Source organism: Synechocystis sp. LEGE 06083, assembly GCF_015207725.1.
Taxonomy (GTDB): domain Bacteria; phylum Cyanobacteriota; class Cyanobacteriia; order Cyanobacteriales; family Microcystaceae; genus Synechocystis; species Synechocystis salina.
In genome coordinates this window covers 1-11338 of the sequence record NZ_JADEWJ010000105.1, presented here as the reverse complement: position 1 = coordinate 11338, position 11338 = coordinate 1, and the positions used below count along the sequence as shown (strand labels likewise).

12 protein-coding genes and 1 pseudogene are annotated in these 11338 nt (G+C 48.0%); 11 read left to right on the top strand and 2 right to left on the bottom strand.

Annotated features, from left to right (window positions below):
* From IQ219_RS09755 to IQ219_RS09705, 11 genes and pseudogenes are all read left to right on the top strand, one after another.
* Nucleotides 1–1086, top strand: a 1086-nt coding sequence (locus IQ219_RS09755; protein ID WP_194072468.1) for a cyclic nucleotide-binding domain-containing protein, incomplete at its 5' end; no start/stop codon positions are given.
* A gap of 52 nt (nucleotides 1087–1138) precedes the next feature.
* Nucleotides 1139–1453, top strand: coding sequence for a hypothetical protein (locus tag IQ219_RS09750; RefSeq protein ID WP_194072467.1), 315 nt, complete (start codon nucleotides 1139–1141; stop codon nucleotides 1451–1453).
* A 33-nt stretch (nucleotides 1454–1486) separates the two neighbouring features.
* On the top strand, nucleotides 1487–1978 hold the full coding sequence (gene scpB / locus IQ219_RS09745; RefSeq protein WP_194020259.1) for an SMC-Scp complex subunit ScpB: 492 nt from the start codon (nucleotides 1487–1489) through the stop codon (nucleotides 1976–1978).
* A 266-nt stretch (nucleotides 1979–2244) separates the two neighbouring features.
* Complete coding sequence (locus IQ219_RS09740) at nucleotides 2245–3933, top strand: DUF3352 domain-containing protein (protein WP_194072466.1); 1689 nt, start codon at nucleotides 2245–2247, stop codon at nucleotides 3931–3933.
* Nucleotides 3934–4100: 167 nt separating this feature from the next.
* Nucleotides 4101–4829 carry a hypothetical protein gene (locus IQ219_RS09735; protein WP_228016890.1) on the top strand — a complete coding sequence of 243 codons (729 nt, stop codon included), beginning with the start codon at nucleotides 4101–4103 and terminating at the stop codon, nucleotides 4827–4829.
* A gap of 202 nt (nucleotides 4830–5031) precedes the next feature.
* Nucleotides 5032–5238 (top strand): ATP-binding cassette domain-containing protein, encoded by a 207-nt coding sequence (locus IQ219_RS09730; protein ID WP_194072465.1) that lies wholly within the window; start codon nucleotides 5032–5034, stop codon nucleotides 5236–5238.
* A gap of 13 nt (nucleotides 5239–5251) precedes the next feature.
* Complete coding sequence (locus IQ219_RS09725; protein WP_194072464.1) at nucleotides 5252–5539, top strand: BrnT family toxin; 288 nt, start codon at nucleotides 5252–5254, stop codon at nucleotides 5537–5539.
* A complete protein-coding gene (locus IQ219_RS09720) occupies nucleotides 5517–5735 on the top strand; it encodes a hypothetical protein (protein WP_194072463.1) in 219 nt (72 codons plus the stop codon). Before IQ219_RS09725 ends, IQ219_RS09720 begins: the two co-directional genes overlap by 23 nt.
* Before the next feature lie 75 nt (nucleotides 5736–5810).
* Nucleotides 5811–6004, top strand: a pseudogene (locus IQ219_RS20105) (ATP-binding cassette domain-containing protein); the annotation flags it as partial.
* A 90-nt stretch (nucleotides 6005–6094) separates the two neighbouring features.
* The gene (locus IQ219_RS09710) at nucleotides 6095–6307 is read left to right on the top strand and encodes a type II toxin-antitoxin system HicB family antitoxin (RefSeq protein WP_194021190.1); all 213 of its coding nucleotides are present in this window, start codon (nucleotides 6095–6097) and stop codon (nucleotides 6305–6307) included.
* An 814-nt stretch (nucleotides 6308–7121) separates the two neighbouring features.
* Nucleotides 7122–8642, top strand: coding sequence for a bifunctional metallophosphatase/5'-nucleotidase (locus tag IQ219_RS09705; protein WP_194019710.1), 1521 nt, complete (start codon nucleotides 7122–7124; stop codon nucleotides 8640–8642).
* 70 nt (nucleotides 8643–8712) lie between these two features.
* Here the strand turns inward: IQ219_RS09705 and IQ219_RS09700 are convergent, their stop codons facing one another.
* Together IQ219_RS09700 and IQ219_RS09695 are read right to left on the bottom strand one after the other, a co-directional pair.
* The gene (locus IQ219_RS09700; RefSeq protein ID WP_190599640.1) at nucleotides 8713–9228 is read right to left on the bottom strand and encodes a GNAT family N-acetyltransferase; all 516 of its coding nucleotides are present in this window, start codon (nucleotides 9226–9228) and stop codon (nucleotides 8713–8715) included.
* A 123-nt stretch (nucleotides 9229–9351) separates the two neighbouring features.
* A complete protein-coding gene (locus tag IQ219_RS09695; protein ID WP_194019711.1) occupies nucleotides 9352–11091 on the bottom strand; it encodes an ATP-binding protein in 1740 nt (579 codons plus the stop codon).
* Nucleotides 11092–11338: the final 247 nt, after the last annotated feature.

The following is an 11338-nucleotide window of genomic DNA, read 5'->3' as shown; positions in this document are numbered from 1 at the left end:
AATTTTGTTAGTGGGGTAACCCTGCTGGTGGAGCAGAAGGTGAAAATTGGTGATTACATCCGCTTCCAAAACATCCAGGGCTATGTGCGGGAAGTGTCCACCAGGGCGGTGGTGGTGGGGCTCAAGGATGGTTCCAAGGTGATTTTGCCCAGTAGCCTACTGATCGAAAATCAGGTGATTAACTATCACTACGAAACGGAAACGGTGCGTTTGACCGTATCTGTGGGGGTAGCCTACGGTACGGAGCCGGTATTGGTGACAGAAACCCTGTTGATGTGTGCCTATAGCCAAGCCTGCGTGGTCAAAACTCCCCCGGCCCAGGTTATTTTCCAGAATTTTGGCGATAATGCCTTGGAATTTGAGCTCTGGGTTTGGATTGAGGAAAGATACATGGGCCAGCACCCGGAAATTCTCAGTGCCCTGCGCTACACCATCTGTTTTTACTTTAAGCGTAATGGCATTGGCATTCCCTGGCCCCAACGGGAACTGTGGCTAAAAAATCCCGAGGCGATCGCCAAATATCTGCGGCCAGATTTAGATTTACCAATTTCGCCTGACCAGGGGAAACAAGAGCCAATGATTTCCCTCAGTCAAGTCTTAAAATCCAGCGATTACTTTGGTAGTTTAAACGAGTTGGAAATTCGCCAGTTGGTGGAAATTGGGCAGTTGCAATCCCTCAAACCAGAGGAAGTGCTCTTTCGGGAACAGGAGCCCGCCGACGGTTTTTACATTGTCATTTCCGGGCTGGTGGAAGTGTACACCGACAAGTTAGGCCGGGTGCTGGCCAGCTTGGGCCCCGGTAGTTTCTTTGGTGAGTTAGCCTTGATGTTGGGTATTCCCCGCACCGCCTCGGTCAAAGCCAAGGAAAAATGCCTCTTGTTTGTGGTGCGGTTTCCCCAGTTTGAACAGTTACTACAAACTAACCCCGATTTCCGTGAAGCCATTATCAATGCTTTGGGGGAACACCAAGGGGAGTTAATGCGCCGCAAAGAAGAACTGGCCACCAAGGGTCTCCTTGCTTTGGAGGAAGAAGATAGTAATATTATGAACTGGGTGCGTAAGCGTCTCCAGCGGCTATTTGGTTAGGGGCTTGATGGCCACGGATGGACGAGTTTTCCCAACTATTTCTGAGGTTATTATGGGCAATCGATCTCGCCTTGGGGCATTGACATCCCTTGGTTTAACTGTTGTCGCTCCCCTTGTCCTTAGTCCCACTTTTTCAGCCATGGCCGCAGAACCAACCCAAGCTCAGATACAAACGGCAGCCAGACTAATCTGCAAAGCTCTCAGTGAAGGGAAATCCCCCGATGTGGCTAGGGATGCGGCTAGGGCCTATTTGATTACGGAAGTGGGTAGTAGAGATTTGTTGAATGCCGACAATGTGCGCCAAAAGTTGCGTCCCGAGGTGATCAAACAATGTCCGGGCCAAGCCATGAAACTCATTGGCCGCTGATGTTCTCCTCCCCCAAATACTTCTCCTTGTCCAATGCGCCTTGCCACCACCATTGAAGCGATCCTTTATCTCCAGGCTAAACCGGTGGCGATCGCCGATTTGGTCAGCATTAGTGGCCAGGAAAGGCCTTTAGTGGAGGATGCCCTGATGGAGTTGATGGAGGACTATGCCCACCGGGACAGTGCCCTGGAAATTATCGAAACAAACCAGGGTTACAGCCTGCAACTGCGGGCCGCCTTTCAACATTTGATCCAAGATTTTGTCCCCGCCGACCTCAGCACCGCTAGCCTCCGTACCCTGGCGGCGATCGCCATGAAATCCCCCCTACTGCAAACAGAATTGATCGAACTACGGGGCAGTGGGGCCTACCAACAGGTGCAGGAATTGGTGGAAGCGGGTTTTGTTCGTAAAAGAAAGCAAACGGAAGGGAGATCCTATTGGTTGGAGATCACCGACAAGTTTCACCAATACTTTGAAATTGATCGTTTACCAGCGGATTTTGCTGAAAAAAATTCAAATAAGTAAAAAAGTGAATATTCCATATCCAAAAACCAGTGTTGTGCCTGATCCGGATCGACTGATCCCGTAGTTGCCAATGAAGACCCCTGCGACAGAAACTCTGGCAGGAAGCTATAAGCAGGAAGCCAACTTTGCTGAACCGGCTTCGGGGAGGTTTTCACAACCGGTTTTATTTAGCGATTTTTCCCGCTCAAACAGCTAAAAAGATCGGGCAAGGCCGCCGACAGCCCCGATAATGGGAAGGAATTGTCGCAAGAGGGTATCAGTCCGTTGTGAAACCCCGTTCTTTTTTCGTTCTACTGGCCGCCGTTGCAATCTTCTTATTGACTTTAGCCGGCTGGGGCACTGCCCTGGTGCTCGGCCATAGCCCCCTTAATTTGACCCAGGGAGGGGTGAACCGTGGCCCCATGGCCCCAGGGTTAATTCCTGGCCAATCACCAATTATGGTGTCTTTGCTGGTCAATCCCGATCGCCTGGAGGCCTTTACCCAATTGGCAGTTAATCCTGGGCGGCGGCGTCGATCCCATCGGGAGTTGGCGGATTTGGAGCAGAGTTTGCTGGCTAAAACGGGGCTGGATTATCGCAAAGAAGTGAAACCCTGGTTGGGGGAGGAAGTTACCCTCGCGGTGACGGATTTAGATTACGACCACAATGGGGCCAATGGGGCTCAACCGGGATATCTATTGGTGGTTCACAGCCAAGATCCAGAACTGACTCGGGAATTTTTGCAACTGTCCTACGCCACTGCGGCGATCGCCGGAGATACGGATCTGGTGTTTGACCGTTACCAGGGAGTCAAGATTACCTATAAACACCCCGTTAGCCCGGTGCCCAACGGCAATTTACTGGCCAGTGCGGTGGTGGGAGACTATGTCCTCTTTGCCAATCATCCCCAGGTTTTGCGCCAGGCATTGAATAGCTTGCAGGCCCCTTCCCTGAGCTTGGCCCAAACCGAAACTTACCAACAGGCCCTAGCTAGTTTGAGCGAACCAAAGTTGGGCATAGTTTATGCTAATTTTCCCGCCCTTTCTGCTTGGCTTGGCCAGCGACCGGCCATAGAGAAAAATTCTGACCAAACGGCGATCGAGCAAACTTTAACGGTGGCCTTGTCTCTCCAAGCCCAGGGATTGGTGGCCCACACTGCTTTAACGGGGGTACCAAGGGGGGGCGCAGAGCCGGAAACAGCCAATGGCTCTTCTGTCGCGACTGATTTAGTTAATCTTCCCCCCAGCAGTAGCTTAGTCATTAATGGGCAAAACCTAGCTCAACAATGGCAACAGTTGGCCACTGGCTTAGCCCCCCATAGTCCCCTCCAACAGGCATTGAGCAAGTTAGTTAATGATTGGCAACAGCCCCTAGGTTTGGATTTAACCACTGATATTTTTCCTTGGGTGCAGAGCGATTATCAATTAATCTTTTTGCCCAAAACTAATCCCAGCCAAAGTGATTGGGTATTTGCCGCCCGGGACAGAGATGCCACCGCCACTGACTTAGCTTTAGAACACTTAGATCAATTGGCGATCGCCGCTGGTTACCAATTATCAACTTTGGATCTACAGGGACAACGGATATTGGCTTGGACTAGTCTCCAAACTCTGGCCAAGCGGAATATTACCAGCCTACAAACTCAGGTTAGGGGTGTCCATTGCCGAGTCGGCGATCGGGTGATTTTGGCTAGTTCCCTCGAAGCCTTGTCCCAAGTGTTAGACCAAACCAGTCCTTCCTTGGCCGATCAACCGGAATTTCAACAGGCATTGTCCACTCTGCCCGATGACAGTTACGTTTACCTCGATTGGCAAAGGGGAGAACCATTTTTTAGCCAACAATTGCCGGTGCTGAGGGTATTAGAGTTGTCCCTCAAACCCCTGTTTAAAAATTTACGATCCCTGACCATTAATCAAGAGCCTGGCTCCACCTCCATTAGTAACAGCACTATTTATCTCAATTTGGGAGTTGATTAGGCTGAAACACTGGTTAAAGTCCCTCGGTTTCTCTAAGCTCGACTTTATCCATGGGGAAAGAAATGGGTGGAAGATCGGATTAAATAATGAATCGAGGCGTGAAAGCAATGATACCACAGACATTTTTACCTCTGATTTTTGCTTTCCGATGCTTGTTCTCTGGGCAAGTGTGGTCCTCAGCCGTAGTCTTACTGATAGAAGCTATCCTTGCCCCAGAAAAGCGGACGGTGACATCAATTTTGTGGGTGATGGGTTTGGCACAAGACAAACAATTTCAACGCTATCATCGGGTCTTAAATCGTGCCATCTGGTCCAGTCACCAAGCCAGTCTTAAGTCTATTCTTGACGACCTAGATACTTGCTGGGAGACTGCAATACTAGCTGATTGGTATGGTCAGTCTGATTACCCCCTCGAATTCACCTCCAACACCGCTGTCTGGTACAAAACGGGCATGCCCCCTGTTCCCATTCACTGGGTATTAGTCCGGGCTCCTCAAGGACAATATCAATCTCAAGCTCTACTCTGCACTGATTTAGACATAACCCCTTTAGAAATTCTCCAATGGTTTCGACAACGCTGGCAGGTGGAAGTTACTTTTGAGGAGGCTCGGGCACATCTTGGCATTCAAACTCAGAGGCAGTGGTCCGATAAAGTCATACTCTGCACCACTCCGGCTCTGTTAGCGTTGTTTGACCTTGTGACCGTCTTTGCTCACCACTCTCAGTCAGACTCTCCCTGGATTTTTCCTCAAGCCGCCTGGTACTCCAAGCAGTACCCTACTTTTGTCGATGCTCTGGCCTTGGTTCGGCGACAGTTGTGGCGATTTCAGACTTTTCCCACATCCCCCCGAAACACCCATGTAGTAAAAATTTCCACCCAATTGTTTGATACTTAGATTCATCTATTTTGCTATGCTCTCTGAATGGATAAAGTCGAGCTTAGTTGATGATGTTTTTGTTATTTTATTTAAATACAAATAGGCGAGTCGCATATGAGAATTTTATTGGACGGGGTTGGAGTAACGGTTTGTTAAGGCCGATCGCCGTTGGAGTTTTGTTGAGTAAGCTAATGGGTATCGGTTCTCGATTGAAATTTCTATGTCGGACTTGATGATCTGGGTGGCAAATTTGGGCAGAAAGTACATAGTCACTCACCAGTCAGGGGGGATTAGTCATGTGGCGTTGCGGGATGTGTCGTTCCAGGTGAAGCGGGGGGAATTGGTTGGCATTATTGACCGCAAAGGGGCGGGGAAATCGACGTTGTTGAAAATCCTGAGCCGGATTACGGAGCCGACGAAGAGATAGATGGTGGGTTAAAATGAATTTGCAATTTGAATGGGATTTTCAGAAGGCTGAACTTAACATTCGTAAACATGACGTTAGTTTTGAGGACGCAAAGACGGTATTTTATGATCCCCTAGCTTATATTTTTAACGATGAATGGCATTCTACCGACGAGCAGCGGGAGATTATTATTGGCCACAATAGCCGGGGCTATCTTCTCGTAGTTAGTTTTACAGAACGTAACCGGATAATCCGAATTATCAGTGCCCGTCTTGCTACCAATAAGGAGAGAAAAGATTATGAGCAGTATCAACGATCCTAAAACAGTACTAGAACAAGATGAACTACTTTCTGAGTATAATTTCAACTACAGTAAAGCACATCCTAATCGCTTCGCAACTGAAAAACCACAGGAGTTAATAACTGTAGTTTTAGAGCCTGACATTGCCAAGGTTTTTAAAACTTCTGATGCAGTCAATAAAGCACTAAGGGCTATATTATCTGCGATTCCTCAGTAACGGTTTGTTAAGGCCGATCGCCGTTGGAGTTTTGTTGAGTAAGCTAATGGGTATCGGTTCTCGATTGAGATTTCTATGTCGGACTTGATGATCCGGGTGGAAAATTTGGGTAAGAAGTACATGATTGGCCACCAGCCAAAGGGGATTAGTCATGTGGCGTTGCGGGATGTGTCGTTTGAGGTGAAGCGGGGGAATTAGTTGGCATTATTGGCCGCAATGGGGCAGGGAAGCCCACTTTATTAAAGATTTTGAGTTGGATTACGGAGCCGATAACGGGGTTTCATCCTGAGTTGACGGGGCTAGGCTATATTGATCGGATAATTAGCGTATAGTTAGGGTGTCGGATTAGGGGAAGAATTATGAAAAATACCATTGTTATTGAGGTAACTCAGGAAGAAGACGGTGGCTTTATTGCTGAAGGCTTAACGGAGAATATTTTCACGCAAGCAGATACTTGGGATGAACTCAAAGAGAATGTCATAGAAGCGGTTAAAGGTTACTATTTTGATCAGCCATCAATACCAAATATAAAACTGCACTTAATTAAAGATGAGTTGTTGGTAATTAGATGAAAATCCCTCGTAATCTTAGGGGTAAAACTTTGGCTGAAGCCAACATTCCGCAGGCTCTACCAATAGTTACCAAACTTTCGGGGAAGCACTACATATAGCGTAGTTTTCTCGTATTGACTGACTGGGGGGCAAGAGGCAAACCCCGAAATAGGCTTGCCGTCGTACTCGATTTCAGACGAAGGTGTACTACGTGCGGAATGTAGGCTAAAAACATCAGAATTCCAAAAAGCCATAAAATCCGTTGAAAACTTGCCCCTTGACGATCAAGAAATTCTCCTTGATATTATCAAAAAAAGATTACATGCAAAAAGAAGAGAATAATTAACCCAAGATATCAAGGAAATCCGCCAAGAAGTTACAAACGGTGATGCTCAGTGTGATTCTGTCGCCCAATTTTTGAAAGCCCTTGATCAAGAATGAAAGAAGATATCAAAATAGCTTGGACATCGAAATCTTTACGCTCATTCAAACGTCTAATTCGTAAAAATCCAGATTTGAGGCCAATGATTGAGAAAGTCTTAAATCAAAAAATCTCAAGTTGACAATTACTTTTGACTTACTGCTACCATCCAACTGAGACACCCTATAGATGAATTATCGGCGATCGCCGTCCTATTTCAAAGAAACTTTCTTACATCTAATGTTGGTAAATATAGCCGGGTTGAGTGGAGAAGATCTATGTACTTTGTCCTCATTTAATGCTTTTTTCATTGGTCTTTCAAGTCCTGTCAGTGAAAAATTGGGGCGGCATTGAAGACTTTTTGCTTCACAATGGAGGGGTTAGGGCTATGTTGATAAAATTCTTTTCACGATCATGGTTAAAAATCAAAGGGTTTGGCTAACTCGGGGACTGGGGGGCTTACTAATCTGGGGGGCCATGGCCACGGTCTGCCGAGCAGAAACCATTCCCTTTACCCTGCTCCAGCTCAACGATGTGTATGAAATTGCCCCCATAGATAACGGCCGTTGGGGCGGCTTGGCTCGGGTGGCTAATTTACGCCGGCAGTTAGAACAAGCTAATACCCACACCTACACCGTGTTGGCAGGAGATTTTCTCAGTCCTTCCGCTTTGGGCACAGCCCTCTACAACGGCGATCGCCTAGCGGGGAGGCAAATGGTGGCGGTGTTGAATGCCATGGGGTTGGACTATGCTGCTGTGGGCAACCATGAATTTGACGTTAGTGCCCAGCAATTTAGGCAACGGATTGCAGAGTCGGATTTCCAGTGGTTATCAGCCAATATTGCCGATGGTGCGGGCAATCAGTTTACGGGCATCAAACCCTACGAAATCTTGACCATCCCCGGAGCGGAAGGGGGAGAAGTGAAGGTGGGCATTTTAGCCCTGACCATTGACAGCAATGCGGCTGACTATGTCACCTATAGTGATCCCATTTCCACGGCCCGCCGCTACATACAAAGTCTGGAGGGAGAAGTGGACGTTTGGGTGGCCCTGACCCATCTTTCCCTAGCCCAGGATTTGGCCTTGGCCCAGGCCATTCCCGAATTAGATCTGATTTTGGGAGGCCATGAACACGAAAATATCCAGCGCAACCATTTAATTATTAAGCCCGACAGTTCGGCAAGTTGTCCCCAGGCCCAAACGCCGATTTTTAAGGCCGATGCCAATGCCCGCACTGTTTATATTCACCAACTGACCTACGACACGGACCGGCAATGTTTGGAAATTGATTCCCAACTCCAACCCATCACTGCGGCGATCGCCGAGGACCCTGCCACAGCCCAAGTTGTTGACCAATGGCAAGAAATTGGCTTTACGGCTTTTCGTCAAGCAGGATTTGAGCCCATGGCGGTGGTAGTTAAAGCCCCCATGGCCCTCGATGCCCTCGATGCCCATGTGCGTAGCAGATCCACCAATCTCACACGACTAATTACCCGGGCGATGCAGTACGAATATCCGGCAGCGGCCATGGTGATGTTCAACGGTGGCATGGTGCGCCTTGATGACTTACTTAGTGCTGGTTCCATCACCCAATACGATATTATTCGCATCTTACCCTTTGGCGGCCGGGTGGTAACGGTGGATATAAGGGGGGATTTGTTACAAAAAGTTTTGACCCAGGGGGAAAAAAATCGGGGCACTGGTGGCTATCTCCAGCTAGCGGGCTTGGCTCCCGCTGACATTGAGCCAGACAAGGTCTATCGGCTGGCATTGATGGAATATTTGTTAACCGGACAGGAAGTGGGCTTGGATTACCTGACAGAAAATACCCCTGGATTAAAAGTGATTGGCTACGGTCGGGATATTCGTTCCATCTTGGTGGATTATCTACAAAATAATGCCCACCAAGCCTTTACTGATTTGGGAGAACCCTAGGTGGGGGGTCGTGGTCGTGAAGTCATTCCCATTCCAGTTAATCAATACAATAAAACCATCATCCAAGGAACTAGTCTGGGTACCAAAACATGCCCTTAATGCCTTCGGGATCCAGCACAAAGCCCAAACGTCGATAAAAATCCACCACCTGGGGATCGGCGAACAGGGTGATATTACTAATGTCGTAATGGCGTAATTTGCGGATGATATATTGCATTAGGGCCTTACCCAAACCCTTGCTCTGAAGACTGGGGTGAATGACCACGTCCCATACGGTGGCATTGAAAGCATGGTCAGAAGTGGCCCGGGCAAACCCCACCAGTCGCCGTCGATTGCCCCGCACTTCCCACATGGTAACCACCAAAAAACTGCACTCTACGGCCTTTTTAACTTTGCGAATCGGACGTCGGGCCCAGCCCACCGCATCACATAACTCCTCCAACTCGTAGAGGTCAATGTCCCGGTCAGTGGTGAAAAATATCCGGCCTTTATCACTGTCATCGGTGGGAAATTCTTCTGCCCCCGTTGGGCCCAGGGATGGTGAACTAGTTGAATCGGGATTGAAAAAGCGTTTCCAAAAAACCATGCCGTTGGGCGTTCAAGAACAAGCTGGGGTGGACAAAGGAAAAAGCAGTGGGGGGGATGGAAATGATGATAATTACTTTCAAACCTTAAGTATAAGCTTTGATCGCATCCCCCTGGTGAATCTCTAAAAGCCTATATCCTCCCTGGCGATCGCCGCTTCAGCCAATACTTCAGCATCGGTCATGCTCGGCCAATCTTGGCAACCAATTTCACTGTAAAACTGCTGGTCATAGGGACGGGTACGCACCACCACCGGCATGGGCACCGCATGGCCCAACACCAACGCCTGTTGTTTGGAATCTAGCTTGGCCAAGACGGAACGCAAATTTTGTCCCCCTGCCACCCCGGTAAAAATTGCTTCAATGTCCTTTTCGTCGTTGAGCAAGCAGGTAATGCGGGTACCAATTTGGGACATAACTTCGTTGTCAATGCCCGATGGCCGTTGATCCACCACCAACAGAGTGACAAAGTATTTCCGCATTTCCCTGGCAATGGTACCAAAAATGGTCTGATGGACGATGGCGGAGTCTAAAAAGCGGTGGGCTTCTTCAATGGTGATCACCAATTGCCTCGGGCGATCGCCAACGTGTTTAGTTTGGAGAAATTTTTCGGCTTTTTTAACGTAAATGCCATGGATACGTCTGGTGATCATATTGGTGGCTAACATATAAGAAAGCAAATTGGATTGAGAACCAAATTCAATCACCACATGTTTACCCGCTTCCAAACATTGCAAAAGTTGGTCAATGTAGTTGTGGGCGCTAACCTGTTTGAGATACTTTAAATTTTCTAGTCGTTTCAACTTCCGTTGCAAAGACATAATGGAGCCGGGATGGCCCTGTTTTTCTTCACAAAAAACCTTAATTTCTTCATTGGTCATCACCAGTAAACGGGAAATCCAACCAGAGCCAAATTCAGAAAATAAAATATTGGCATTGTCCAACGCCGCTTCCGACAAACCCAACTCAAAACCCACTAAACGAATATCTTCAATTTCAATTTGATCAAAGCTTAAATAGAGTTCCTGGGCTCCCCTCACCCCCCGCCGTTTAGTGGATTCTGCATCGAGGGTAAAAATTTCCACTTCCCCCGGAAAAAGTTGCCGTAACCCCTTCACAGTGGAAACGGTTTTGCCTTCCCTCATGGCTTCCCAGCCGTATTCTGAGTGCATGTCAAACATCAAATTGACTGCCGCTTGCTTGTGGATAATGCCAGAAATAAGTAAGCGGGTTAAAAACGATTTCCCCGTGCCCGATTTACCAAAAACCCCATTACTTCGTTCCACAAAACGGTCTAAATCTAAGCAGACTGGCACCGCCATGTCCAACGGTTCTCCAATGGCAAAATTGCGCCGAAATGGATCATCTTCCCAACCAAACACTAAACGAAAATCCCTTTCACTGGCTTCAAATACCTGGCTAAAGTGGGCAGGAATAGTTTTTACCGGCAACAATTCCACCTCGGCATTACTATTAGCTTGGTAGGAGGCCAGACCATTACCATTACTCTGGCGATCGCCATGGCCGTTACTTTGTTCAGTTAAACTTTCGCCATAACCTGGTTCCGTGGCTGACTCCGTTAACATCAACATGGGCGCCAATTCTAACGTGCCGTAGGTACCACTGCCGGCCAAGACATCAATTAAAAAATCATCATTAATATGGGGGGGATTGGCCAAAATTCGGGGGTTGGCAGTGCCCAAGGAAACATCGGTAAGCAAACAAAAAAAGCGCGACCGCCTACCCTGAATAACTAAAAATTTGCCCACCCGCATTTCTTCCACAGAAACATCCGCATGAAGACGTACTTCCAAGCCCTTACTAAGGGAACCTTGGGTAACGGAGCCGAGGGCGTGGTCTGGCATAAATTCTGGGGCGGGTCAAAAATGGGGTGCAATTGTTGCCATCGGTTAATACTCAAACCTCAGCGTTGGTACTATTTTGCCACACTGACAACGGAGCGTGGAGAGGAAAAAATGACCAATTTGCCCTGTAAACCTCATTGTTTCCCCTGATTTTCTTGGGGTTGGGAAGGCCTAATCTTAGTTGGTTGAGGAAGGGGGCTTGGTGAGGTGGAAACGGGGGTGGGGTTAAGGGCCCCCCATTGTTGAT

What these genes read in the sequence shown, in the direction of transcription:
- IQ219_RS09750 (WP_194072467.1), top strand. Translation starts at nt 1,139, where the DNA reads ATGGGCAATCGATCTCGCCTTGGGGCATTGACATCCCTTGGTTTAACT.
- IQ219_RS09695 (WP_194019711.1), bottom strand. Translation starts at nt 11,091, where the DNA reads ATGCCAGACCACGCCCTCGGCTCCGTTACCCAAGGTTCCCTTAGTAAG.
- IQ219_RS09730 (WP_194072465.1), top strand. Translation starts at nt 5,032, where the DNA reads ATGTCGGACTTGATGATCTGGGTGGCAAATTTGGGCAGAAAGTACATA.
- IQ219_RS09705 (WP_194019710.1), top strand. Translation starts at nt 7,122, where the DNA reads ATGGTTAAAAATCAAAGGGTTTGGCTAACTCGGGGACTGGGGGGCTTA.
- IQ219_RS09725 (WP_194072464.1), top strand. Translation starts at nt 5,252, where the DNA reads ATGAATTTGCAATTTGAATGGGATTTTCAGAAGGCTGAACTTAACATT.
- IQ219_RS09720 (WP_194072463.1), top strand. Translation starts at nt 5,517, where the DNA reads ATGAGCAGTATCAACGATCCTAAAACAGTACTAGAACAAGATGAACTA.
- IQ219_RS09710 (WP_194021190.1), top strand. Translation starts at nt 6,095, where the DNA reads ATGAAAAATACCATTGTTATTGAGGTAACTCAGGAAGAAGACGGTGGC.
- IQ219_RS09700 (WP_190599640.1), bottom strand. Translation starts at nt 9,228, where the DNA reads ATGGTTTTTTGGAAACGCTTTTTCAATCCCGATTCAACTAGTTCACCA.
- scpB (WP_194020259.1), top strand. Translation starts at nt 1,487, where the DNA reads ATGCGCCTTGCCACCACCATTGAAGCGATCCTTTATCTCCAGGCTAAA.